This is a genomic window from Paraburkholderia terricola (genome assembly GCF_900142195.1).
In the GTDB taxonomy this organism is placed as follows: Bacteria; Pseudomonadota; Gammaproteobacteria; order Burkholderiales; family Burkholderiaceae; genus Paraburkholderia; species Paraburkholderia terricola.
Map to the genome: position 1 here is coordinate 34975 of NZ_FRAB01000008.1, position 25398 is coordinate 60372.

The 25398-nt window shown below is 67.3% G+C and carries 21 protein-coding genes; 7 read left to right on the forward strand and 14 right to left on the reverse strand.

What is annotated here, in order from left to right:
- The first annotated feature begins 184 nt into the window (after positions 1 to 184).
- Positions 185 to 922: a phage tail tip lysozyme gene (locus BUE39_RS09095; RefSeq protein WP_073428322.1), complete on the forward strand. Its 738-nt coding sequence runs from the start codon at positions 185 to 187 to the stop codon at positions 920 to 922.
- Positions 923 to 1004: 82 nt separating this feature from the next.
- On the forward strand, positions 1005 to 1439 hold the full coding sequence (locus tag BUE39_RS34110; RefSeq protein ID WP_143031921.1) for a hypothetical protein: 435 nt from the start codon (positions 1005 to 1007) through the stop codon (positions 1437 to 1439).
- 94 nt (positions 1440 to 1533) lie between these two features.
- On the opposite strand, the gene BUE39_RS09105 is transcribed toward BUE39_RS34110, so the two are convergent.
- Positions 1534 to 3018 (reverse strand): helix-turn-helix transcriptional regulator, encoded by a 1485-nt coding sequence (locus tag BUE39_RS09105; RefSeq protein WP_073428324.1) that lies wholly within the window; start codon positions 3016 to 3018, stop codon positions 1534 to 1536.
- A gap of 372 nt (positions 3019 to 3390) precedes the next feature.
- On the opposite strand from BUE39_RS09105, the gene BUE39_RS09110 reads away from it, so the two are divergent.
- A complete protein-coding gene (locus BUE39_RS09110) occupies positions 3391 to 5580 on the forward strand; it encodes a winged helix-turn-helix domain-containing protein (RefSeq protein WP_083082316.1) in 2190 nt (729 codons plus the stop codon).
- Between the two features lie 21 nt (positions 5581 to 5601).
- On the opposite strand, the gene BUE39_RS09115 is transcribed toward BUE39_RS09110, so the two are convergent.
- A complete protein-coding gene (locus BUE39_RS09115) occupies positions 5602 to 8565 on the reverse strand; it encodes an LOG family protein (RefSeq protein ID WP_090518730.1) in 2964 nt (987 codons plus the stop codon).
- 226 nt (positions 8566 to 8791) lie between these two features.
- Entirely contained in the window at positions 8792 to 9214 is a 423-nt protein-coding gene (locus BUE39_RS09120) for an HrpB1 family type III secretion system apparatus protein (protein WP_073428475.1), read from the reverse strand.
- 301 nt (positions 9215 to 9515) lie between these two features.
- Here BUE39_RS09120 and BUE39_RS09125 point away from each other — a divergent pair, with 301 nt between their 5' ends.
- Both BUE39_RS09125 and BUE39_RS09135 read left to right on the forward strand, forming a co-directional pair.
- Positions 9516 to 10118, forward strand: a complete 603-nt coding sequence (locus BUE39_RS09125; protein ID WP_073428327.1) for a hypothetical protein — start codon at positions 9516 to 9518, stop codon at positions 10116 to 10118.
- A 260-nt stretch (positions 10119 to 10378) separates the two neighbouring features.
- Positions 10379 to 11587, forward strand: coding sequence for a cytochrome P450 (locus tag BUE39_RS09135; protein WP_073428329.1), 1209 nt, complete (start codon positions 10379 to 10381; stop codon positions 11585 to 11587).
- A gap of 47 nt (positions 11588 to 11634) precedes the next feature.
- On the opposite strand, the gene BUE39_RS09140 is transcribed toward BUE39_RS09135, so the two are convergent.
- The gene (locus tag BUE39_RS09140) at positions 11635 to 12411 is read right to left on the reverse strand and encodes a CHAP domain-containing protein (RefSeq protein ID WP_073428330.1); all 777 of its coding nucleotides are present in this window, start codon (positions 12409 to 12411) and stop codon (positions 11635 to 11637) included.
- A gap of 401 nt (positions 12412 to 12812) precedes the next feature.
- On the opposite strand from BUE39_RS09140, the gene BUE39_RS09145 reads away from it, so the two are divergent.
- On the forward strand, positions 12813 to 13526 hold the full coding sequence (locus BUE39_RS09145) for a DUF3455 domain-containing protein (protein ID WP_235004841.1): 714 nt from the start codon (positions 12813 to 12815) through the stop codon (positions 13524 to 13526).
- A gap of 112 nt (positions 13527 to 13638) precedes the next feature.
- Here BUE39_RS09145 and BUE39_RS09150 read toward each other — a convergent pair whose 3' ends face one another.
- The gene (locus tag BUE39_RS09150; RefSeq protein WP_073428477.1) at positions 13639 to 14724 is read right to left on the reverse strand and encodes an aromatic ring-hydroxylating dioxygenase subunit alpha; all 1086 of its coding nucleotides are present in this window, start codon (positions 14722 to 14724) and stop codon (positions 13639 to 13641) included.
- Positions 14725 to 15382: 658 nt separating this feature from the next.
- Between BUE39_RS09150 and BUE39_RS09155 the strand changes: the two genes are divergently transcribed.
- On the forward strand, positions 15383 to 16477 hold the full coding sequence (locus tag BUE39_RS09155) for a response regulator transcription factor (protein WP_073428331.1): 1095 nt from the start codon (positions 15383 to 15385) through the stop codon (positions 16475 to 16477).
- A 201-nt stretch (positions 16478 to 16678) separates the two neighbouring features.
- Here the strand turns inward: BUE39_RS09155 and sctC are convergent, their stop codons facing one another.
- From sctC to BUE39_RS09200, 9 genes are all read right to left on the reverse strand, one after another.
- Complete coding sequence (sctC, locus tag BUE39_RS09160) at positions 16679 to 18517, reverse strand: type III secretion system outer membrane ring subunit SctC (RefSeq protein ID WP_073428332.1); 1839 nt, start codon at positions 18515 to 18517, stop codon at positions 16679 to 16681.
- Positions 18518 to 18803: 286 nt separating this feature from the next.
- Positions 18804 to 19619 carry a type III secretion system export apparatus subunit SctT gene (gene sctT / locus BUE39_RS09165; RefSeq protein ID WP_073428333.1) on the reverse strand — a complete coding sequence of 272 codons (816 nt, stop codon included), beginning with the start codon at positions 19617 to 19619 and terminating at the stop codon, positions 18804 to 18806.
- A 69-nt stretch (positions 19620 to 19688) separates the two neighbouring features.
- Positions 19689 to 20216 carry a type III secretion protein gene (locus BUE39_RS09170; RefSeq protein ID WP_073428334.1) on the reverse strand — a complete coding sequence of 176 codons (528 nt, stop codon included), beginning with the start codon at positions 20214 to 20216 and terminating at the stop codon, positions 19689 to 19691.
- A 4-nt stretch (positions 20217 to 20220) separates the two neighbouring features.
- The gene (gene sctN / locus BUE39_RS09175; RefSeq protein ID WP_073428478.1) at positions 20221 to 21603 is read right to left on the reverse strand and encodes a type III secretion system ATPase SctN; all 1383 of its coding nucleotides are present in this window, start codon (positions 21601 to 21603) and stop codon (positions 20221 to 20223) included.
- A gap of 55 nt (positions 21604 to 21658) precedes the next feature.
- Entirely contained in the window at positions 21659 to 22486 is an 828-nt protein-coding gene (gene sctL / locus BUE39_RS09180) for a type III secretion system stator protein SctL (protein WP_073428335.1), read from the reverse strand.
- The gene (locus BUE39_RS09185) at positions 22471 to 23244 is read right to left on the reverse strand and encodes a type III secretion protein HrpB4 (RefSeq protein ID WP_227470538.1); all 774 of its coding nucleotides are present in this window, start codon (positions 23242 to 23244) and stop codon (positions 22471 to 22473) included. Before BUE39_RS09185 ends, sctL begins: the two co-directional genes overlap by 16 nt.
- Positions 23199 to 24020, reverse strand: coding sequence for a type III secretion system inner membrane ring lipoprotein SctJ (gene sctJ, locus BUE39_RS09190; protein ID WP_083082339.1), 822 nt, complete (start codon positions 24018 to 24020; stop codon positions 23199 to 23201). Before sctJ ends, BUE39_RS09185 begins: the two co-directional genes overlap by 46 nt.
- 3 nt (positions 24021 to 24023) lie before the next feature.
- Complete coding sequence (locus BUE39_RS09195; RefSeq protein ID WP_073428336.1) at positions 24024 to 24425, reverse strand: type III secretion protein HrpB2; 402 nt, start codon at positions 24423 to 24425, stop codon at positions 24024 to 24026.
- Between the two features lie 47 nt (positions 24426 to 24472).
- A complete protein-coding gene (locus tag BUE39_RS09200; protein ID WP_073428337.1) occupies positions 24473 to 25054 on the reverse strand; it encodes an HrpB1 family type III secretion system apparatus protein in 582 nt (193 codons plus the stop codon).
- Between the last annotated feature and the right edge of the window lie 344 nt (positions 25055 to 25398).

Here is a 25398-nt window from a genome sequence, read left to right on the forward strand (position 1 = left end):
GCGTCATCGGAGATGCGCCTCCGCGCGTCGTTTCGCGCCGCCGGCTTCAACTTCCGAAACGCCGAGGCCAAGCGCAACGCGGCTGTGAGAATGGGCGTGGCGGCGTGTGTTGCGCATATCGAACGTCAGACTGGCCGCTCTGCGTGCAAACGAATTTCCACGGACCTACCCGCGCGAGACAACCATGATCGAATCCGCCCAGTTACAGCGCGTAGACGAACTTCTGCATCAGCTTGGAGCCGGCGGTCCCGGCGCGAGCAGCGAGAACGATCAGAGCATCCTTCTGCAGATCCAGCAGATCCTTTCGGGGCTGTTCGACAACAGTAACGGCCCGTCATTCCAGATGCCGTCGATGCCCTCCTTTTCCGCGGCGCCCGCGCGGGCGAGCTACGCGTCCACCTCGTCGGCCTCGCCCGCCTCGTACTCGGGCGCGGTTCCGGCCGGCGACGGCTCGGGCCAGGGGACGCCCGCGAGCACGGCTGAGGGCAAAGAGACGGCGGAGCATTTCATGACGAACCTGCAACGGGACTTCGGCCTGACGAGAAATCAGGCGGCGGGAATCGTCGCCAACCTGTGGCACGAAAGCGGCGGCATGAACACCGGCATCAATCAGGGCGGCGCGGTCGGCGCACCCAATTCCAACCTGCAATCCGGCTATGGCGTCGCGCAATGGACCGGCTCGCGCAAGCAGGATTACCTCGACTACTGCTCGCAACATAAGCTGGACCCATCCAGCGAACAGGCGAACTACGGTTTCCTCAAGCATGAACTCGAAACCTCGCAATCGGGCGCGATCGACGCGGTCAAGCAGACGCAGACCGCGCAGGACGCGACCGTCGTGTTCTGCAATACGTTCGAACGTCCCGGCGATCCGCAGATGTCGAGCCGCCTCGCGGATCTTCAGTACGTGCTGTCCGCGTGATGGCGGACAGCGGACGCGCGTGTGTCCCGCCATGCCGGGTTGATACAACCAGCCGGGGATTGCCTCGATGAGTTCAGACAAGTTGCCGCCGGTCGGCGGCGGAGAAGCGCCGGCTCAGCCTGATTTCGAAGGCTCCGATGAAAGAACGCAGCCCTTGAGGAGGATCGATCCGCACGCGCGGCAGGTATCGGGCCCGCTTGCCGGCCTGCCCCAAGGACGGCAGGCGGCGCGTGAATCGCAAGCATCCCCGGAGGAGGCTTCAAGCGTGGACCCGTACCGGCAGGCCGCGGATCTTTATCACGATCGGTTCACCGCGCAGATCCAGAAGCAGCGTCTGCACGAGGCGCAGCACGGCCGCGAACCTGCACCGGCGACGCCGAGGCAACTTGCCGACGCGTACTTCATGATGCGCCAGGGTCATTCACTGGAAGAGGCCGCGCGGGCCTTCGGGATCGAAAGCCCCGCCGATATCGAGGACTTGCGCGAGTTCGCCGAAAAAAATCTGCCGCGCGTCTAGCACCGGCGCGCATCGCGCTCCGAACCGCCCATGCGCGCCACAGAAGCGGACACTGGCATCGCAACCGGATGCGGCGTCCGCCCGCGCCGGCACGCTATCGCTCCAGCGTCTCCGAAGGCACCTCGTGAAACTGCTTGCGATATCCGCTCACCAGCGTCGAGCGGTTTTGCACGCCCCACTTGTTCGCCGTCAGCAACACGGTGCGGTCTCCGGAGAACGAGTCGTCCAGCAGATCGGCGCGAATCCGCTCCATGCGCAGCCGACGGATCAGCTCCGAGGGCGACAGTCCGAGTGAATGCTTGAACGCGCTTTGCAACGCACGTTCGGTCACGCCGACCTCGGCCGCCACCTCGCGCACCGACAGGTCGCGCCGGTCGAGATTTTCCTGCAAATAGCGATACGCGCGCCGATAACGTGCGGGCAAGCGCGCCGCGACGTCGTCGAGTTGCGGCGCCTGGCGCGCGGCACGCGCGCTGTACGAGGTCAGCACCTGCGAGTCGTCGCGCAGACACTGGGTGGCGATCAGCGCGTAGCGTCCGAAGAAGACCATCCCTTCGCGGCTCCGGCCGAGCGCCTGGTGCGTCTTGGCGACGCAATACAGATACTCGAGTTGACGGTGCCCGGTCGATGCCGCATGGTCGGTGCGATGCAGCGGCTCGAGCAGCGACTCCGCGAGCTGCGGCGCGTCGCACGCTAGCGCGGCGAGCACGACTTCGAGCCGCGTCGTGCGCAAATAATCGCCGAGGCCATGCTGCTGCGCCCAGTTCAGATGCGCGGTGATGCGGTCCATCGCGCCGCGCTCGCCGCTCGCGAGCGCGCGCAACTGGCGCAGATAACCGATCCGCTCGCAGAGCAGCGGGGTGCGAACGCTCAATGCGCCCACTTCGTGCAGATCGGCTTCGTCGCTTGCCGTGCCGACCGTGCCGACCGTGCCGACCGCGCCGACACTGCGCAGCCCCTGCCCGCCGAGCCCCGATTGCCAGTACACGTGATCGTTCAGTTGCGCCGCGCCGCGCAGTTCGCGCTGCACGGCGACGTCGAAGCGCAAGGTGGCGACGATGTCGCGCCAGCTATCCGAGCCGTGTTCGGATGCCGCGGCGGCGAGTTCGTCGAGCGCATCGGTGGCGTCGCGCGAGCGGCCGAGTTCGTGCAACGTGCCGGTAATCGCCAGGCGGGCTTCGAGTTGCCGCGACACCTCGACGTCGGGCTCGTCGATCAAGCGTGCAAAGCATGACAACGCCGTGGCAAGCCGATGGCGAAACAGCGCCTGCCAGCCGGCATTGCGGCACGACGCCGCGCGGATTGCCTGGCGCGGCGAGCGGATCGCCTTCTGCGCGCGCCGATACTGTTCTTCGGCTTCGTCACAAATGCCGAGGGTCATCTGCATGTCGGCATGAAGCTGAAGCAGTCCGGGCGAGCCCGTGGCGGCGCCCGCGCCGTTGCGCGCGAGATCCGACCAGCGGGCCGCCTGCGCGCCCGCCGCCTGGACATTGCCTTCACGAACCTTGTTGATGAAACCGTCCGGTAAATCTTGCACGGACAACGACGCCGCGAGTGGAAAATAAAGCGTCAGGAACATTGCGCTACTCCTCGTTGACACGCGCACGGCTGTCACCGCCGCCGGCACGCACGCTCTTGGCGAACACGATGGTTGGGAATGTCGCCATCGTTCGCACCGCTCAATCTATCCGCGTATGCGAAAGAACATCTTCAATAAATCTGAGCTTTTCGGCGGATTTGAGAACTGTTGAGATTTCCGGGGCATGTCGAACCGAATGGCCCCTCCGCGACGCATGCGGCGACCCTGCGCGGAGCGGGCCTGTTCCGTGTAACCTTTCGCTTGGCACCCAGGCACACCCAGGCACACCCAACCGCGGCACCCCACCGCGCGCAACCGCTGCATGCCGGCATGCCGGGAAAATCGGCTCGCCGGATTCGCTGGAGATTCAGGATGTCGTCACCACGACCGGGTGAAATGGTCATTGCGTTCAGTCGCTACACGCTCACGCAGAATCCGCCGCGTCTCGTCGCCGACGACTCGCCGGTCGAACTCGGCGCGCGCGCGCTCGAATTGCTGCTGGCGCTCGTGGAGGCCGGCGGCCGGCCGGTGGCGCGAGCCGAACTGTGCCGCCGGGGCTGGCCCGATCTGGCGGTCGACGCGAACACGGTTCAGGCGCAGATTTCCACGCTGCGACGCGCGCTCGGCGACGATCGCGACCTGATCGTCACCGTGCCGGGCTTCGGCTATCGTTTCGCCGCCGAAGTCCACACGGGCAGCGCGCCCCGGCCATCGGAGGCCACCGGCCCGGCGTTGCAGCCGCCGACCGAACCGCCCATTCACATTCCACCGCGCACCGCGCAGACGTCGCCGCGCACGATGCGCTTGCGCACGCCGCTGCATCTCACGCCGTTTATCGGCCGCCATGCGGAGTTGTCGGAGGTGCTCGGCCTCGCTTCGATCGCGCGCGTCATCACTCTGGTCGGCGCGACTGGAACCGGCAAGTCGCGCATTGCGCACGAGGCCGCTCGCCGGCTTGCCGCGCAATTCCCCGACGGCGTGGTGCCGGTGTCGCTCGCGGCGCAAACGCCGCGTGAGGGTTTCGCGGACGCCTTCGCGCTCGCGCTGAACCTTGCGCCGCCGCTCGCGCGCGCTTCCTTCGAGCGTCTGCTGGATGGCGTGCGCACGCGGCGCGTGCTGTTCGTCGTCGATTGCGGCGCGACGGGCGGCGAGCCCGCTGCCCGCATGATCGCCGCCTTGCTCGCGGAGGCGCCCGAGGTGCGCGCGATCGTCACCGCCGCCGCGCCGCTCGGTCTCGACGGCGAAGAAGTGGTGACGCTCTACCCGTTGCGCACGCCTGACGACACGCAGGTCAGCACCGCGCTCGCCGCGGAGCACGACGCGCTGCGGCTGCTGTTCGCACGGCTCGGCACGCTGTTCGCGCGGCGCGCGCGGCTGCGCGAAAAGCCGCGCGCGCTTGCGCGTTGGACCGGAAGCGCGGCCCTTCTCGCCGCACTCGATGCCGGCGAGATCAGCCAGGACGTGATCGATGCCGCCGTGCGCATCGCGCAGCAGTTGGACGGCGTGCCGCTCGCGCTCGAACTCGCCGCCGCGTCGATCGACGACAGCATGAACGCGGGCGAGACGCTCGATACCGCGATGACCGGCTACGCACGCCGCCTTGCCGGCTTGATCGACGCGCGCATCGACGCGCCGGGCGTGCCGCGGTCCCTCTCGGCGCCGGTGCCGGTGGCGCTCGATCTGCATATCGCGCGGCTCGATCCTTTCGCGCGCAAGCACTTCCTGCTGCTCAGCCTGTTCGCGGGCGAGTTTCCGCGTTGCGCGGCAATCGGCCTGCTGACGGCCTGCGAGCTGCCGATGTCCGCCAGCGAAGGCGGCGGCGTGCGCGGCGAGGCGCTTGCCGACCGCCGTCTCGACGAGTTTGTCGAAGCCGGCCTGATCGAGGAGATCGACAGCGACGGGCAATGGATGCTGCAGATGCGCCGGCCGATCCGCGAACTCGCGCGCGACATGCTCACCGACAGCGGCGAATTCGATCGCGCGGCGCTCGCTCATGCGGGCGGCTTGCCGATACGCATCGCGGCGCACCGCAAGCGCGGCGAGCACAAGGTGATCGACGTGCTCGATCTCAGCGATCTCGACGATCTGCGCGCCGCGCTCGCGTGGGCGGTGAAGGCCGGGCGTTTCGAACTCGCGGTCACGCTGCTCGAATGCTCCGCGCCGCTGTGGCGCCTGCTCTCGCTCGTGCACGAACATCTGCGGCGCGCGCGCGCCGTGCTTGCCCAGTTGACGGCGAGCGCGACGCCGCGCCGGCGCGACGAGATGCGTCTGCATGCGGTCATCGCAGAGGCGCTGCCGCTCGTGGAGACGCCCGCCGACCAGGTGATCGCCGCGTGGAACGAGGTCTATCAACTGGCCAACGCCTGTGCGGACAGCGCGTTTCGCGAGCGGGCGATCATCGCTCTGATCGCGTGCTGCAACGAGGCGGGCGATGCGGGCCGCGCCGCGGAACTGAAGGCCGTGCATGAAGGGATGATCCACGCGGGCAGTGCGCCGCCGACGTATCGCCCCGATGACGCGGCCGACGCGCCGGGCGTCGCGGGCAACGCAACGGAGCGGTGAACGCCCGGCGCGCGGGCGGCACTATGCCCGCGGCGTCGAGCCGATCCCATACAGCTTCCGTATACGCATGAATTCATCGCCGAACGTCCGATCGAAGTCGTCGCGGCCCGCCTGCACCACGTGCACGTTCAGCGCCTTGAGCCTGCTCGCGCCTGCTTCGATGCGGCGTTGGCGGTCGAGCGCCGGATCGCCGGCGCCGAAGTATTCCAGATAACCGTCGCAGAGCCGCTTGCCGTCCGGCATCAGCGAGTTGACCAGGATCATCGGTTTGTCGCGCATCGGCTGCACGCCGGCCGCCTTCAAGGCGAGCGCGAAGCCGATTTCCTCGGCCGTGCCGACGCCGCCCGCGAGAAAGACCGCCATGTCCGCCTCGAACAGTTGATGCATCCGCGTGATGATGTCCGGGCTGACGTGGCCGACGTCGAGCGCGGCGGGCAGTTCGCTGGTCGTCGTTTCCTTGCCGATGACCATCGTCGTGCTGATGCCGGCCACCTTGCCGCCGGTGCGGCTCGACGCGGCATGGCGCTGATAGTGTTGATAGAACTCGCCCATCAGACCTTTGGCGCCGCCGCCATAGATCGCATCGTCGCCGCGTCCGGCGATCCATCGCGCCACCGATGTCGTCTCGGCCACGAGCGAAGGCTCGACCGCCTTGCCCGACGCCAGCACCACCACCGCGGGACGCCGCGCCGCGCGGCCCGCATCCAGTTCGCGGCGCACGTCGAACTGGTTGGGCGGGGCCGCCGCGCCGTCTTGCGGGACCTCGATCCGCTCATACTGCGCCCAGTGCCGTTCGAGTTCGGCGGTCGCCTGGCTTTCCTCGTCGTAACGCCGCGACAGCGTCAGCGGGTTTTCGCTCAACCCGTAGAGATGCTGGGTCCTGACGAGTTCCTGCAGGATGGCGAGATGCGGATCGCCTTCATTGACGAGCACACGCACGTTCTTGTAGTCGGGATGCAGGCTCGTCAGCACGAGCGCCGAAAAGTATTCGTAAAGGACGGTAGCCTGCGCGCCGAGCGTGCCGGGCACGGCATCGAACACCACGGCATCGGCGTGCTGCACGCGCTGGCCGATCGCATACGGATCGAACGCTCGCGCAGCCGATGCCTGGCCGATGACAACAGGCTGCGCATGCTCGCCTGCCGGATCGGGCCGCGTTGCGTTCGCCGGCGCGAGCGCGCGGATACGCTCCTGCCATGCGGCGCCACGCGTGCTGCCCGGCTGACCGATCAAGGACACGCGATAATCCGGCACGCGCGATCTGCGCGCCGTGTTCTCGAACGTGACGCCGTCCGCGCGCATGGCGTCGATCGCTTTCACCCACGGCAGCGACGCGGTGTAGGCGCCTTCGTGTGACCGGTCCATCAGTTCCTGCACGGAGCGCGACTCCGGGTTGATGGCCGCGGCGGGCACGAACCACGCCTCGCTGTCGGCGGCATTGACGGCGCCCGCCGGCGGACGGCGGAACTCGAAGGTGGTGGCGCCGGAAAAATTGCGCACGTCTGCCGCGCCCGTCGAAAGATCCATGTCGACGAGGCTCGCGACGCACACGCTCACCACGCTCGGTTCGAGCCGCTCGCCGGTGGCGGCCGCGCGCCGCTCGTAGGCTTGCATGAAGTGTTCGAGAAGCTGCGTGGTGCCGCCCGCCGTATTGATCCACCAGGTGGTCTCGACGCCGGGCACGGCCTGAATCGCCGGGTCCTGTCCGCCGACCCGGCGCTCAACTTCCGCGAGCGCCTCCTCCTTGATGTGCGCCGGGAAATACGGCTCCAGCAGCGGCCAGTCGGGAAATTCGAGTCCGCGATCGTCGGCGATGAAGTGCAGCCGGTCGCCGCGCTCCGCATCGACGCCGAACGATGCCAGCCGCTGCAGCAACGCTTCGCGCGAGATCGTCGGATGCTCGCCGTCGAGCACGCGCCGGATCACCCGCACGAACGATTCCGCCTTGCCGGAATTTTCCACGCCGGCGTCGGGCCGCAAGCCGCGCACGTTCGCGACGTAGCTGCCGTGACGCTCCTCGGGTTCTCCAAGATCGTCGATCAGCTCGATCAGCGAACTGATCCTGAGCGTGGCGCTGCCGAAACCGGAGCGCCAATGCTCGATCTTCAGCTGCTTGGTGGTGCCGACGAAGAGTTGCGCCACATTGCGCGTGGCGGTGTCGGATGCAGGTAACGCCGGTAACGCCGGTGTCGCCGGTGTTGCGCCCAAGGCCGTCGGGCCACGGCGGGTCAGTGCGCCGGTGCGGGCGACGTCGTCGAGCGAGTCGACGATCTGCACGGTCGTCGCGGCGTGCGGCACGCCCGGCCGCTGCCCTTGCCGCAAGGTACTGTCGAGCGCCTTCCGGTAGTGATCCTTTTCGTCGACACCGCGCGGCGCGGCGCCGAACATGCCCCGCAGCAACGGCCGGTAGAAACCGAAGTCGGCAACCACCAGCGCCCGTTCGCGCGGCTGTCCGACCGCACTCGCCGCCGCGCGCGCGGAACGCAGATAGTCGATCGCCTCGATGAACTGGTACGGCGCATGAAAATCGCCGCGTGTCAGCACGATCGCATCGGCGGCGTCGAATTGATCGAGGCGCCGCGGATCATCCGGCTTGCGCCCGCGAAAGCCGCTCACCACGACCTGCCTGTCAGCGAAGCGGCGCTTGACGTCGAGCGCCGCCGCGGCCGTATCGCCCGACAGTTCGCTCCAGCCGGTATGGATGCGGTCGGTTCGCCCCGCGCCGACGCACGCGCGATGCACGTATTCGTGTGCGTTCTGCGTGATGAAATTGCCGGTCTTCATCCGCGCAAGCAGATCGACGAGCCATTCGTCGCCGGGCCCGGTTACCGGCTTGTCGTTGCTGCTTTCGTCGACGAGAATCCGCAGCATGTCCTTCGCACGCCGGATGCGCCCTTCGGTCTGCGCATTGCGGATCGCGTGATCGTCGTGCGCGTGAGATACCCCGGCGTCGCGCAACACGATCTCGCTGCCCGGCTCCGCCATCGGTCGCGACTCCGCCGCACTGGCGCGCGATGGCGGCAGACCGTCCAGCTGCGGCGACCCGGGCGGGCGCCTCGATGCGGGCGGCGGCCTCGCAGGCCGCGCTCCAGGGTCGTGCTCCGGCCACGGCCGCGGTTCGCCCGCGCCGCCGCTGCTGATTTTGTCGTCCAACAGGAAGTCCTTTCGAGAGTGATGGATGCCGCGTGTCGCGCGGGAATGCTCACGCGTCTCAGCTGTACTCGTTGCCGAGCGCCTCCGCGATGCGCGCGGGCACCGCGTCGCCCTCGACGCCTATGAACTTCGCGGCGATCGCGAGCGCGGTGGGGTCGCCGCTGTGCAGGATGGCGCCCACGCAGCGGCGCCAGTCGCGATCGCCCAGCATGTAAAGACACCAGCCCTGCAGCGCGATGACGACGGGCGAACCCTGCCCCTGCTCGTCGAGTTGCCGCAACAGGCGCAACGCATCCATCCAGCGCTGCGAGTTGACGAGCAGACGCACTTCGCAGATATCGACGACGGACGGATTGGGATGCAGCAGCCGCAGCACGAGCAGCAGCTCTTCGAGTTCGGCATGCGCGCCGAGCCGCAAGCCGACCGAAAACACCGACAGCAGCACACCCAGCACCGACAAACTGCATTGATCGTTTTTCATTGCATGTACCTGCGCAAACGAAAAGGCATCGGGAAACAGGCAGCATTGTCGATGCGTACCCTTCGCCATGACCGCGAGCACACGAAGCGCGGCACAAGATCGCGAAGCGCATTGGCCACCTCGAAGCGCCGCGCGCGGCGACGCGCCGCGAAGTCGCCAACGTTTCGTGCGCTCACACGCCGCTTCGCATTCGCCGACGCGGGCGCATCCGCTTCCCCTAGCCTGTGTCTGTTGAAGTCGGCGCGTTCTGCCGCCTCATCAGTTTTCGATTACCCGCATGATCAACCTTGTGAGAGGAACCATGACCTTCAACACAGTCCAGCCGTCGTTCCAGGCGCAGACGCTCGAATACTCGCCCAACACCCAGTCGTACGGCGGCGCGGATCCGAGCCGGATCAACGCTGACATCCAGCAGCTTCTCAACGACCTCGGCGCATTCAGCCAGACGCCCGGCTCGTCGGGCCAGTTTCCGGGCTCGGGTCAATTCCCCGGCACCGGCCAGGTGCCGGGCTACCCCGGCCAGTCGACGAGCGGCAACCCGCCGCTGCGCTCCGTCAAGCTCACGTCGCGCTCCGGCGGCGAAGTCGATCTGCTCGCGGACCCATCGGGCAACCTGTACGACAAGAAGGGCAAGTCGGTGGGTTCGATCGGCGCCGACGGCAGCGTCAGCTTCACGCCCGATGGCGAGAAGGAGGTCCAGACGCTGGCGACCAACAACCACCTCGATTTCGGTATGTTGATTCGCGGCGACTTCGTGAAGCCCGACGAGCAGTCCAACGGCAACGTCAAGTTCTCGGCCGAGGATGTCAACATCGGCGCCGGCGACCTGAACCTCAGCGGCAACACGACGACGACTCCGCAGGTGCAGCCGCTCATGCAACAGCCCGGCACGATCACGATCTGACGCGCGCCGATTCGTGTGGGGTTCGCGTGAGGTTCGCATGGGGTTCGCGCCGATTTCCGCGGCATTCGCGCGCGCGAGTTGCGCCTGATCGGCGCGCGGGTCGCGGATGATCGCGCGCCGGCTGCGCACGAACTGCGCATGATCGACACGCTGGCTGCACACCGGTTGCGCATGACTGGCGTGCCAGTCGCACGCGAGTTGCGCACCATCGGCGCCGTCTCGCGGGCACGCCCGCGCCTTCCCCTCAGCCGAAGCCGGCCATGACCGTCACGCTTGCCGACCCGGACTTTTACAGCGCCCTGCCCTCGATCATCGGCACGGGCTCCGCCGATCCGTACCCGGTCTATGCCTGGCTGCGCGCGAACCGGCCGCTGTGCCGCGACGCGAGCGGCGTATGGCTCGCTTCGTCGCACGCGCTCGTCACGCGCATTCTCGAGGACGCGCGCTTCTCCGCGCGCATGCCGCCTTCGGCCACGCCATTCGACGACGCGCTCGGCTACACCGACATGATCGTGTTCCAGAACGGCGCGGAACACGACCGCTTGCGGCGGTTCCTCGCGCCGCTCTTTTCGCGCAAGGCGCTGGCGGCGCTGCAAGCGTTCATCGACGACGAAATCGCGCGGCTCGTCGAGCGCCTGCGCGACACGCCGCGCTTCGATCTCGTGGCCGACATCGCGAGCGTGCTGCCGGTGCGCACGATCTGCCGGTTGCTAGGCTTTCCGGACGCGCACGGCGCGCGCTACCTCGAAGCGTCGACCGGCGCGTGGCAACTGATCAGCGGCGCGCCGCTCGCGCCCGCCGAACGCATGAGCGCGATCACGCAGACCGAAGCCTTTCTCGCGCAAGTCGAGTCGTTCATCGCCGACATCGATCCCGACGCGATGCCGGATCATGCGGCGTCGCGTTTTCTGCATCTCGAACGGGAAGGCGGAATCGGGCGCCGCGAGATGCTCGTCAACATCCTGTTTCTCTTCATTGCCGGTTACGGCACGACGTTGCTGTCGATCGGCAACGGTCTCGCCGCCCTGCTGCGCGCGCCGCGGGCATGGCAAGCGCTGCGAGCCGATCCGGCGCTCGTGCCGCAAGCGGTGCGCGAACTGTATCGCCACGACGCAGCCGTGCAGGCGGTGTTCCGCTATGCGTGGGAAGACGTCGAGATCGACGGCCAGCGGATTCGGCGAGGCGAACTGGTGGTGCCGCTGCTCGGCGCGGCGAACCGTGATCCGGCCGCGTTCGATGCGCCCGACGAGATCCGCTTCGAGCGCGAAGCCGGGCGTTCGCTGACATTCGGCGCGGGTCCGCATAGCTGCATGGGACTCGCGCTCGCGCGCATGCAGCTCGAATCGCTGCTGCGCTCGCTGCTAGCTCACATGCCCGATCTGCGGCTCGCGCCTGGTCCGCAGGTACGGCAGCAGCACGGCTCGTTTCATGGCTATGACCGGCTGGTGCTGGAGCGCGCCGGCGGTTAATACAAGCAACACAAACACCGATCAACACCGCGTTGCATCGGCGTCGCTCAATCGGAGAGGAATTTCACGTTGCCGGTATTGCCGGTGTAGGTGTCGTAGGACACCACTTGCGGGCCGCTGCCGCCCTGCGTGTTGTTCGAGCCAATCAGCGTGATCTTGCCGTGGTCGTTGCTCGCGACGATCTCGACGTGTTCGTCCGCGCCGACGATGCAGACATCGCCGGGCTTCGCTTCGCTGCGGCTCACGTTGTGCCAGCCATCGCGCTTGAGTTCGCTGTCGAGGGTCGACACGAGGTTGGTGTGCTGCGATTGCGGTATATCGCCGGCTTTCACCAGACAGGCCGACACGAAGTTCGCGCAGCACACCGTCGTGTCGACGCCCTTCTCCATCGGCACGCCCTGGTTCTGCATGATGCTCGCCGCCGACTTGTGCAACTGGGTCTGCGCCACACCCGCCGCGTTGCCGTTGCCCGCGGGCGCGACGTTCGCATCGCCGCGCTGGACCGCGCCCTCCGAGCCGCTGGAACCATTCGATCCGCGGTAGCTGGCTTGCGTGATACCGCCGCCGCTGGGCATTTGCGGCGGGCTGTACGAATCCGTTGGCGACGACGCACTCGTCAGCGCGAGCAGAAATTGCAGGAACAGTTGCTCCATTTGCGGATCGCCCATGCCCCCGCTATTGCCCGCCGCGTTCCAGTTTCCCGCCGGCAGATTCGAGAACGCGTCGCGCAGGTTCAAGGGCTTTCCGAACGAACCCGAAGGATAGGACGTACCCAACAGACCCTGCGTCGGAAAAGACAGCGCCGGAAATGCGGTATAGGACATCACGACTCCTTTGGCATGGCGAAGCCACTCGCGCGAATCGCACCGAAGACCGCTCGCCCGATGCGGCATGGTCTTCTGGATGCAAGCTCGAATGTAGAAGCAAGCCTTGCGGGGAGCCGTGAGCGATGCGCACGAATGCGCGATAAAGCGAAGCGGCCGATGTGACGCCAAGGCGAATCCAGGGCCAACCCCGGCACCGATCCGACGCGAGCACGACGAACCGCCGAAGCCAGGCGCGAATCGCGTGCCGAATCTCATGGCGAATCTCATGGCGAATTTCATGCCGCATGGCATGCCGGATCTCAGGCCGTTGCGCGGAATCATCCGCGGGTTCGCATCGCGCGCCCTCGCACACGCAAGTTTCGTGTCTACTCGCGCCATTGCATTGCCTTGAGACCGCCGTGCTGAACCGTTCACTCGTCACCGTTCGTGTTGTCGCGCGTCCGCCAGGCGCCGCTCGCGCCGTCTCCGGCCGCGCCATTTTCGCCGTTCTCGCGCTCGCGGGACTCGTGGCCGCATGCGCCGCTCCGACACCGGGGCCGATGCAGCTCAAAGTGACGCAACAACAGCAACTCGTGCCGCCCGCGAACGACACGCTGCCCGTCTCGTTGCGCGTCGAGCGCGAGGAAGTGCTACAGGATGTGCTGAGCGCGGTCGGCGATGAAACCTACAGTTGCCGCAGAAGCGGCCCGACGCTCTCATGGACGCCCACCGGCGCGGAAGCGACGCTCGTCGATCAGGCCCGCAACAGCGTCGGCACGGTCATGCCGAACCGGATGTTCAACGCGTACGACGGCAGCTACGTGATCGGCCGCCTCGTCGGCGATGAGCCCGTCACGCCCGGCGCGCTGCCGTGGCAACGTCTCGCGACGCGCTTCAATACCGGCGAACGCACTGGCGAGGGACGCTTTGCGCGAACGACCTCGATCCAGCGCGTGTTGACCTCGGGCGGTCTGCCGCCGGACCCCGTGTGCGGCCAGGAAGGCCTGTCGCTTTTCGTGCCGTATTCGGCGACCTATCTTTTCTATCGGGCAGCAGATCCGTCAGCGGTGGCGCCGTCGCCCGCCGACGCCGCTGCCGCGCCACCGCTGAACGCCGCGTCCGCCGTGGAGTAGTGCGCAACCGCGGCGCATCACACGTCGAAGCACGCCGAGGCCCGTCGAAGCCCACGGTTCGAACGACGTAGCTATCGCGGCTTCTTTTTCCGTGACCCGCAACGCCTCGGCGTCATTCGCACGCCGCGTGCGCCGCCTTTCGCTGCGGCGACCCGCGTTCTTCTTCCGCCTGCCGCTGTTCCTCCGCGATCAAGCGTTGCATGATGCGGCGCGCGTGCACCGCGCCGGCGTCGATCGGCAGCATCGCCGGACGCAGCGACCAGAAGTCGCGCTCGCCGATCGTCCGCTGCTGTGCCTCGAGCATCGGCAAGTCCTCGTCGCGAAACGGCGCGATCAGATTGCGCGCCGCCTGCCGCACGAGTTCCGCGCCTTGCTCGCCCATGTCGCGAGGCAGTCCGAACGCGAAAAAATAATGGGTGCTCGCGACGGACTCGGGCGTCAGCCAGTGTGCGGAGAGGCTCACGCGCGTCAGTTCCGGCACACCGCTCTCGCACACCGCGACGGCGATGCTCAGGAGACCCGGCGGCATCCATCGCACATCGAGCTGACGGTCCGCGCGCGTGCCATGCGCCAGATTGAAAGCGCGCATCAGCATCGGCTGCAAGTGCTCGTCCGTGGCCTCGCGATGCACCGATACCGTCTCGCCGTCGACCGCCGCGCGCACCGTGCTGCGAGCCATTTCGTCGCTGCCGAGCGTACCGGCATGCAAGTACTGGAAGTGACTGAGATCGAGCAGGTTGTCGGCGCTCAACTGGTAGTTCGCCCGCGTAGGCAGATAGTTTTCGCTGGTGAAGTTGCGCAGCGGGTCGAGAAAGTCGAAGGCCGGCAACGGCGCTGTTTGCGCGCGCTCGGGATCGCCCGGCCAGAACCACACCGCGCCGTAACGCTCGCGGGTCGGATAGCACCGCGTGCGCGCATGCGCGGGTACGCGGCCGTCGCCGTGCGGATTGAACACGCAATGACCGTTCGATCCGAAACGCAGACCGTGATACGGGCAAGCCAGCGCGCCATCGACGATTTGCCCGCGCGAGAGCGGCGCGAAACGATGCGGGCAGCGATCGTCGAGCGCGACGGCCTCGCCGCTGGCGTCGCGATATAACACGACCGGCTGGTCCAGCAGTGTGCGCGCGAACGGCGCTTGCGTCGTGACCTCGCTGGACAGCGCGGCGACATACCAGGCATTGAGCAGATACGGCATCGGGAATCTCCACGCGAATGCGCGCGCGGTTGTCCATTCGGTACGCAGCCGCATTCCGTGCCGATACTAAGGAAATCCGCCCGGCAATACGCTCAACAATACTCACATCGGCAAATAGCGCCGAATTGTCTATTGCTTCGCATTGGACGACGACGGATAAAACGCAAGGCGCGATACTGAATTGCGACAGGCTTTCGCCTATCGGCAACGGGCCATGAAAAATAGACGCGAACGGGTGCCCGGAAATGCGGCTTAAAACTTACGTTTAAATTACACGACTGTAAGGTTGGGCGCCGATGCCTTGTAAACACGGCCTTTCCCGGCAATGACCAACCTTCTTGTTTGTAAGGTTCGCATCCCTGGCAGGCGATCGGCTTTACTGACACTCGAAAATATCCGCCCCTGGCGAGTGCCGAACTACGAAAAACAGGCGAACGCAAAATCGCCTTTTCGTGATTGATCTTTGCCGCCGGCAAATGGGGCCGCTCAAGAGAAACAATACGTTACATCCTTGATGCGCGGCTCCCTCTACTGTCGAATCACTCGCATTGCGTAACGCATAACGAGCGGTGCGCATCGCGTCGAAGACCGGTTCCATGAAGAACGTCCGCCCGCCGCTCACGAGTCGCCCGGGCGCATCGTATCGCACGGAGGAAAAATGAAACTTGCAGTGATGACCAGAAGCGCAACACTGTTCGGGTTGATCTGCCGCTGTTTTGAAGCCGATGGCGCCGTCTGTCACCGTTTCGCCGACGACGTCGCCTTCGCACGCGCCATCTATCGCGACGAATACAGCGCGATCCTGATCGACGCGGATACCGGTATCAGTCCGCTGCGGCCGGTGCTCGCGCGACGCGCGTGCTACTCGGATCGCCGTGCGCCCTTGATCGTGGTCGGCGGCGGCCACGACCGTGCCGGCATCGCGCGTTTGTTCGACGCCGGCGCCGACGACGTCGTCCTGTCGCCGGTCGATTCGCGCGAGTTGACGCTGCGCGTGCATCTGGCGCTGCTGCGCGTGCAGCTACAGGCCGCGGACAGCGGCGACCGGCTGGAATGCGGCCTCTACCGGCTCGATCGCCGCACGTGCACGGTGCACGTGAACGGCAAGGCGGTGCGGCTCACGTCGCGCGAATTCGCGATCGCATGGTTGCTGTTCTCGCATCCCGGCGAGTATGTGAGCCGCCGCCAGATCGCCGGCGCGGTCTGGAGCAGTTCGGAGGACATCATTGGACGCACGCTGGAGCAGCACATCTACAAGCTGCGCAAGAAGCTCGAACTCAATGGTCCGTGGGGCGTGCATTTGCGCACGCTGTATGCGCACGGATACCGGATCGAGATCGCCGAGATGACGGATGCGCCGCTGGAAGAAACTGAAGCCGAAACCGAAACTGAAACTGAAGTTGCTCACGCGGACACCGCATTCGAACCGATGGCGACAGCCGCTCACGCGGGCCCCCCATTCGAACCGATGACGACAGCCGCTCACGCAGGCCCCGCATTCGAACGGATGGCGACAGCCGAACGCGCGGAGGCGGCGCTAGCCTGCCTCGAATCGATGCCCTGCACCACCCGCGCCGCCGATGCGCCGCCACCGCGCGCGGAGGTGCATGCCGCGGACAGCGTCGTCGCACGCAATGCGCCGTCGTGGAGCGATTCGGCGGGCGTCTTCTCGGCCTCGTCGAGCGTGGTCACGAAGGTGCCCTACACGCTGTGGGACGCGTTCCCCGGCATGCGCACGCGTGGCGGCACCTGAGCTTGCGATCGAGCATGAAAAGTCCGGCCCGCGCCCCGGCATACAGCCGCGCGACACCGGCGACTTGAGCCTGCGATCGCGCGGCTTGCAATCCGACCTGCGCCCCGGCACACCGCCGCGGCACACGCGCAACCAGGCGACATGCAAGCGCGACACGAAAAAACCGCGCCGCGCTTGCACACCGCCACGCCACCACACCGCTCAAAACTCGATGATGCGCGGCGACAGCAGGAACAGGCGTTCCATGTGGCTGCGCTCGTCGGCGCGATAACGGAACAACGCGCCGAGCAGCGGAATCTTCGACAGACCCGGTACGCCGGTTTCGCCGTTGGTCGCCGTATCGACCCGGTAGCCCGCGATCAGCAGGCTCTCGCCCTGGCCCACGAACGACTCGGTGTTGATCGTGCTCGTCGTGATCACCGGAATGTTGTCGACCTGCTGCGAGGTCACCGAGCCGTCCTCGATGTGCACGTTCAGCTTGATGCTCGTCTTGCCGTTGTCCTCGACGACGAGCGGCAGCACGCGCAGCGATACGCCGGTCGACACGCTATACAGATCCGCCGACGTGTAGCCCGACACGCGCACGAAGAAGCGCGTTTTCTGGTCCATCACCGCTTCGACGTTGTTGAGCGTCGCGACCTTCGGGCTCGCGTCGATCTTCGCGAGGTTGCTCTGCTGCAACGCGTTCACGCGCGCGAGCAGATAGCGGCCCGCGCTGCCGAGCACCGCCGTCAGCGAGCCGCCGACCGGCGTGGTGCTGATTACGGTCGTGCCGTCGGCGAGCGTCTGCGTGCCGAAGATCGGATCGATGTTGCCGTTGTAGCCGTTCTGCTGCGTCGTGCCGTTGCCGGTCTGAAAATCGACGTGGCTGTTGTGCGCGCGCCAGTCGACGCCGATCTGCTTGAGCGCGTTGTCGTCGATTTCGATGATGTGTGCTTCGATCTCGATCAGACGCGGCCTGACGTCGAGCTGGTCGATCAGGGTCTGGTACTGCGGCAGCCGCTGCGGCAGGTCGCGGATCAGCACGGAGTTCGTGCGCGGATCGGCTTCGATCACCGGCAGCGACTGGCTGCCGGAAACGGTCGTGTCGGCGGAGTCGTCATTGCCGCCCGAATTGCCGGCTGAGTTGCCGACGTTCTGCATGCCCGACGCGCCGCCCGCCGCCATGCCGTTCAACAGCCCGCCGATGCCCGGCGTGACGCCGCCGCTCGCCGTCATGCCCGCGGGCAACGGCGGATTCACGCCGCTGTTCTGGAAGCCGCCGCCGTCCATGCTGCCGGTGACGTCGCGCATCGGCTGCAGGCGGCGCATCGTCGGCTCCTTCGCGATCCGGCTGGTCGCCGCGTCGTAGCCGGACGCGTTGTCGCGCGACTGGCTGCGCGGGTGATACATGCTCGACAGCACGTTCGCCACGCCCGAGACCGTGACGGTCTTGCCGTCGATCTCCACGTTGTGATCGGCGGCCCACGCGTGGCGCAACTGGAACACGCGAATCGACGAGCCCGAGCGCTGCGCCGCGTTCTCGTCGAGACGGCGCGCGATTTCCGCGACCAGTTGCACATACGGCTGCGGTCCGCTGACGAGCGCGGTGCCCTGGCTCTCGTCCCAGGTCACCGGAAAGCGCGGATTCTCGACGCGCAACTGGCTGAGCGCCGAGCGCAGATCCGCCGCGCTCGCGTGATCGAGCTTGATCACGCGCCGCGTCACGGTGTTGACATCGCTGATCGACAGCACGCTGCCGTCGTAGAACCACACGAAGCCGAAGGTCGACGCAAGCGTATCGAGAAAGCGTTGCGGCGGCATGTCGAAGCGGCCGCTCACGGTGCCGTGCACGTCGCCGGAAATGGTCGCCGGCACGCCCTGCCCCGCCGTGAAGTCGCGCAGCACGTCCTTCACGTCCTGCCCTTCGGCCGAGACATGAACGACGGAACTGCGCCAGTGAATCGCCGCCGCTTCGGCGCGCACGCCCAACAAAGCGGGCAATGCGATCGCGAGAGACGCCGCCAGCCGGACAGCGCGCATGAGCCGTTTCTTCTTCATGGGTTTCACGTTGGTCAAGGGTTAGCCGCGGCTCGGGAGGCCGCGAAACGATACGGAGCGGTGCGGGCCCGGCGCCGCGTTTCACAGACGGCGCGGCGCGCGCCGAACGCCATGCAACCGGTGCCGGCGATGCCAAATGTATCCAGGCGCATGCCGCACATTCTCAACAAATCTGACGGTTGGCCGTCATTTGAGAAGTGTTGAGGTTTCGGGCCGGCTGTTTTCAACGGACGCGGCTTTTTACCGGCCTGGCCGGCGCACCCGCGGCGACGGCAGCGGCGGCAGGCTACTTCTTCGTGACGCCGGCGATCGTGCGCAACTGGTCGCCGAGGTTCGACAGCACGAGCTGATCGCGCACCTGATCGACGAAAATGCCGACGAACAGCGCGAGCATCAGCACCGTCAGCGCGCCCTTCACCGGCTGGCTCAGCGTCATCAGATCGAGCTTTTGCGCGGACTTCGCCGCGAAACCGAACGCGAAATCGACCAGCAGCAGCATCAGCATCATCGGCGCCGCGAGCTTCGCGGTGGTCTGCATCAACGAGTCGGTCTGCTGCAAGGCGAAGCTTTCCAGCACGTTGGCCGGCACCGGCGTGCTCGCCGTCAACGGCCACCAGTGATACGACTCGTACAGCGCGCCGAGCAGAAAGGTCATGCCGCCGAAGGTCCAGAACGCGACGCTCGCCACCTGGGCGAGCAGCGTGCCGGTCGGCGTCGACTGCTCCTCGCGCATCGGGTTCGTGATCTGCACGTTGTTGTAGCCGGTCAGGTCGTCGACGTAGGTTCCCGCGCTCTCCGCGACCCAGAACACGGTCGAGGCCGCGAAACCGAGCAGCAAGCCGATGCCCGCCTCGCGCAGACCGATCACCACCAGCGTCGTGCCGGAGAGCGACGTGAACAGCGACGCCGGCTGTCCATACGCGATGAACGAACTGAACAGCATGACGATGCCGTTGCGCACCACCCCTTGCAGGATGCCGTCAGCGGTCGGCGGGAACAGATACAGGATCACGAAGAGCCGCACCGAACACACGCCGAGCACGGTCAGCGACTGAATCAGCGTGGTGCCGAGTTGCGGCAGCGTGGTGAGGGATTCGTACATTCGGATGACTAGCGGGGATTGAACAATGAGCTAACGATGAGCAAACGGTGAACAACGGACGCCGCGCGGTCACGCGGGCCGCGGCATCAACCGCAGGCGCGCGAGCGCGGTTTCCTCGGCGTCTTCATCGGCCTCGTCGGCGGCGTGCTGATCGAGCGAGCGCCGCAGCGTGGCGATGCGCTCGCGGCACAGATCCATCCGCCCGCGGTTGTTGGCGAGCGCGCGCGCCGCCGCGGCCAGTTCTTCGGCCGCGGCGCGCATCGCCGTCTCGAGCGCGGCCAGTTCGCTTTCCAATTGCTGCACGCGCGCGGCGACCACGTCCGCGTAACGCATCGTCGCGTTGAGGTCGGCAAGCTGGAATGCGCTGCCGCCGCTCATCATCCGCGCGACGCGCTCGCGATAGGCGCGCAGTTCGTCGCCTGCGAGTTCGACGCGCTCGCGTTGCGCGTCATGCCGGGCGACGGCTTGCGCATGTGCGTCGCGCCGCGCCGTCAACGCCGCCTGCAGCCGCGTGTCGAGCCGGCCGCGCCGGCTGACGGTATGACCGAGCGCGGCGACGCGCCGCCGCGTGGTGTCCGGGTTCGGGGCCGCGCTCATCGCGTCAGCCTCGCGCCAGTTCGAACAGACGCGCCTCGGTATCCTGCGGCGCCGCGAACTCGTGCGTCGCCTGCGAGAAGAACGCGCGGATCGCGTCGATCTTGCGGATGGCTTCGTCGGCGAGCGGATTGCCGCCCGGCTGATACTCGCCGATCTGCAACAGCATTTCGACCTCGCGATGCTTCGCCATCAGTTCGCGCAGCCGGGCGGCCGCCTGCACGTAGTCGGGCGTCATGACCTGCGGCATCACGCGCGACAGGCTCGCCAGCACGTCGATCGCCGGGTACTGATTCTTCGCGGCGATCTCGCGCGAGAGGATCATGTGGCCGTCGATGATGCCGCGCACTTCCTCGGCGATCGGATCGTTGGCGGATTCGTCCTCCGCCAGCACCGTGTAGAGCGCCGTGATGGAGCCGTGCTCGCCCATGCCCGCGCGTTCGAGCAGGCGCGGCAGTTCGGCGAAGATCGACGGCGGAAAGCCGCGCCGCGCCGGCGGCTCGCCGGCGGCGAGACCGATCTCGCGCTGCGCGCGCGCGAAGCGCGTCAGCGAATCCATCATCAGCAGCACGCGCTGGCCTCGATCGCGGAAGTGTTCGGCGATCGCGGTGGCGACATACGCGGCCTTCGCGCGTTCGATCGACGAGCGGTCCGACGTCGCGCACACCACGATCGAACGCTCCATGCCTTGCGGCCCGAGAATCAGCTCGACGAACTCGCGCACTTCGCGGCCCCGCTCGCCGATCAGCGCGATCACGGTCACGTCGCACTGCGCGCCGCGCGCGAACATGCCGAGCAGCGTGCTCTTGCCGACCCCGGCCGGCGCGAAGATGCCCATCCGCTGTCCCTCGGCGAGCGTCATCATGCCGTCCACGACGCGCACGCCCGTCGCCAGCGGCGTATCGATCATGCGCCGGCTCATCGGCGAAGGCGGACTCGCGAACACCGGCCGTTCCTCATCGGTGTCGATCGGCCCGAGCCCGTCGATCGGCTGACCGAGGCTGTCGATCACGCGCCCGAGCAACGCATCGCCGACGGGTACCGACAGCGAGCGTCCGAGGCCCACCACCCGCGTCGAGCGCGAAATGTCGGCGAGCCGCGAGAACGGCGAGAGCAGCGCGACATCGCGCGTGAAACCGATCACCTCGGCATGCTGCAGCAGTTCGCCGTTCGCGGCGCGCAGCTCGCACAGTTCGCCGAGCGTCACGTCGAGCCCGGCCACCTTGACGAGCGTGCCGATGACTTCCAGCACCTTGCCGGTGCGCGCGATGCTGGAGGTCGACAGGATCTCGTGTTCGATCGCGTCGGCGAACTGTTCGACGTCGAAGAGCGAATGCGGCTCGTCGTCGGAGCCGGAGTCCGCATCGGACACGGGGAGGTCGCGCGTCATGTTCATCGGGCGCTCATGTCGTTCGTGCGTCGCTCATGGGTGGTTCATGGATGATTCAGGCCGTGCCGGAATCGGCGAATGCGTCGGCGGCGTTTTCGTCGGGGTTGTCGTCGGCGTTGTCGTCGATCTCGCTGTGCGGCGCGAACGCATCGGCGGCGGCCTCCAGTTCATTCGCCGACTGCTTGAGTGCGCGCGACACCGCGAGCCGCATCGCGCGCATCTGCGTGGCGAGGCTCGCGTCGATCGCGCCGAAATCCGATTCGCACAGGCAACTGCCCGGCTCCAGCCGCTTATCGGCCACCACGGAGAGCGGGAAAGGCCGGCCCGATTCGCGCCAGCGCGCGGACAGCCGCTCGAACGCGATGCAGGCCTTGTCGTAATCGACGGGACTGACGACGACCCGCAGCCACGTCGCGCCTTCGACGATCCGGTCCACCGCCGACAGCGCGCGCTCGAACAACTGGTCGGACTGCTGCACCTTCACGATCTGCTCGACGGCCACCGTCACGATGCCGGCAATGCGCTCGCGCATCTTCAACTGCGCGCGGCGCTGATCGGCGCCCGCTTCGCCGAGGCGCTCGACCCAGTCGGCGAGCGCGCGTTGCTCGCCGTCGCGGTAGCCGCGCTCGGCCGCGCGGTCGTATTCGTCGCGCGCATCCGCGAGTACGCCCGCCGCTTCGTCGTGCGCCGCCGCGACGATCGCCGCGGCTTCGTCGCGCGCGGCGGCGAGCAGCGCCTCGCGATCCGCGGCGAGCTGCTCGTAGCCGTCGCCGATTTCCATCAACGCGCCGAACGCGGCGCGCGGCACCACGTCCTGATGCGCGCCGACGTGCGCGCCCGCCGCCTCGGGCAGCATCCGGTCCGACCTCAGCCAAATAACCATGCCCACTCCGGAAGCAGTTCGGGAAGCCGCGCGACCAGTTGCGCCGTGCCGGCCGCGTCGAGTTCGCGCCCGCTCGCGCGCAGCCACGCCGCATCCGGCAACGCGTGCGGCAAGGCCAGCCGCAATAGCGGGCACGGCCTGGCGGCGGCCGGCGTGTCGCGGGCGAGCAGCGCGTAGCCTTCATACGCGAGTGTGTCCGCGTCGACTTCTTCGAGCGCGGGCAACTGTCCGCGCGAGACGAGGCGCGCCACATCGGGCGCATTCGCCGGGCCCGCCGCGCCTGCCGCCGTCAGCCGTTCGAGCGGCACGCCGACCCATTGCGCGAGGCGCTGACGGCTGCGTTTGTCGATCAGCTTGCGCACGTCCGCGCGCCGCAGCAGCAGCGCGCGCATGCGCAGCACGCGCACGCCGACCTCGACGGGCAAGGCGTCGAGCACGGCGGGATTCGGCGCGCGCAACGTGTCGAAGCCGGGCGCGTTCACGTTGGTCGCGCGCAGCAGCGCGCGCGAGCAGGCGGCGACACATGCACCGTGCGCGGTCGCGAGCGCGCCGCGCAGTCCGTCGAGCGACGCGCCCGACGCGCCCGCCGGCAGGTCGAGCGCCGCTTCGAACCACGACGGATGCGCCCAGCGCGCCGCTTCGCGCGCATTGCGCTCATAGGCGCCGAGCGCCGCCGCGGCGCGCGCGAACGGAAACGACGTCGACGGCGCCGTCATGTCGCCGATGACGATTTCGGCCGCCGCAGCCTGGCGAGCCACGCGCTAATTCGCGGACGAAGCCGGCTCGCCGCGCTGCTCACGGGCAGGCCGCGTTTGAGCCAGAGGAACAGGCTCGCCGCGCCGGCCACCAGCACGAGCGCGGCGGCCACGAGAATCGGCAGCGGCGCGGCCGCATGCATCTGCGACGGCTTCGACAGATCGACCGGATCGGCGGGCACGGTGGTCACGCTCACCGCGTCGTAGGTGAGCCCTTCGACGCTATGCATCACCAGCGTCTTGATCTGCGGCACCAGCGCGCTCGCATCCGAATCCGGCCGGTACTTGATGAACACCGACGCCGAGGACGGCTTGATCTGCTGCGCGAGCGGATCGTTGTTCGGCAAGACGATCTGCACGCGCGCGACGATCACACCATCGATCTTCGACAGCGTCGACGACAGTTCCTGCGACAAGCCGTAGATGAAGCGCACGCGCTCCTCGGTCGGCGTCGACACGAGGCCGTCGCGCTTGAACAGGCTGCCGAGATCGTCGTAGCGGCTGTGCGGCAGGCCGCGCTCGCGCAGCACTTGCATCGCGCGCACCATCTGGTTGCCGTCGACTTCGAGCATCCACGTCTTGCCGGCGTCGGCGGTCGCCTTGGACGCGTCGATGCCCTGTTCGAGCAGCGCCACGACCATCTCGTTCGCGTCCTGTTCGGTCAGGTTGCGGTACAGCTCCTTGTTGCACCCGGCGAGCAGCACGCAGGCGGCCAGCGCCGCGCAACATGCGCCGGTCCGCAGCGCGCGGGCCGTGACGAAGACACTCTGTGCGCGCATGGCCTACTGGTTCTTCATCAGGGTTTCGATCGACGATTTGGACGAGTTGACGACGCCCATCTTGGCCTGCATGTCGAGCTGGGTGGTCGCCAGTTCGAGCGTCGTCTTCATCGCGGCGGCGGTCATCTCGGGCAGCGACATGTTGCCCGCCTGGCTCGACAACGCGACCACGTCGTTCACCGACTGCTGCAACTCCGCGTCCTGCGTGACCGCCATCCTGGCGATGACATTGGTGTTCATGTCGTCGCCGTGGACCGGCGCGGCCATGCGCGGGTTCTGCATCATCGAGGCGAAGCGCTCGCCGGCCTGCTGCAACGCCGGGTCCGCGCCGGGCTGCGTGGCCGGCATGGAGGTGGCGGCCTGCAATGCGGCCTCGAATTGTTTGCTCGTGACGGGAAGTGTCATGTTCAGCCTCTCATCGTTCGATGCCCGCCGGCTTCGGCGGGTCGTGCTCAGATGCGCAGGTAGCCCTGCTGCCCGACGACGTCGTTCTGCGCGGCGGCGGTGGCCGCGGGCGCCGCCACGGGTTGCGCGGATTCGTCGGGCAGTTCGTCGTTCAAGGTCGCGATGGAGAGCGGCACCTCGAAGGTGCCGCCGTTGCGGTAGGTGCGGATCGCCTCGCGCAGATCCTCGCGCGCCGACAGCGCGCGCACCAGTTGGCGCGTGTCGCGGTCGGGATTCTGCGCCAGCGCCGCGCTCGCCCATTGCTGCCAGCCGGTGTCGCCCTTGACGGACAGACAGAAGGCGAGCAGCGCCTTCGCATACGAGAAATGCGGCGCCTCCTCGATCACGCGCGAGAACACGCGGATCGCGTCGTCCCAATGGCCGCGCTGCATGTACAGCACCGCTTCCATCGTGTCCAGTTCCGCCACCTGCGGGCGCAGCAGGCGCAACGCGTCGAGCACCAGTTCGATGTCGTACGGATCGGCTTCGAGCGTCGGGAAATTGTTGAGCAGCGCGCAGGACAGGCTATCGATCAGACCGCCCACGATGGCCTGGCTGCAGTTGAGGTAGTTCGGCGTGACGGTACTCATGGCGCAAGACTCCTGCGGATGAACATGTCGATGGATACGTCGCGAACCGCTGCGGCACGAACGACGTCCAGCCCCGGCCCGCTCCATGCGAGAGCGATGCGCCCAGGATACCGGCTTCGCACCGCCGGCCAACCGCGCGACGCGAAGAGAACACAGTTCGCGCGAAGCAGGAAGCCAAGCAGGGAGAGAAGCAGGAAGAGAAGCGGAAAGCGCCGCGCGAGCCGCGCGGCGTCGCTTCGCTTGCCGCATGCGGGCTTCGCATCGGCTGCGCGCCGCGCCGCCGGCCCCGCTACCGTCAGGCTTCGAGTGCGCCAATCCGCGACACGGCACGGCCTCGCGCACCC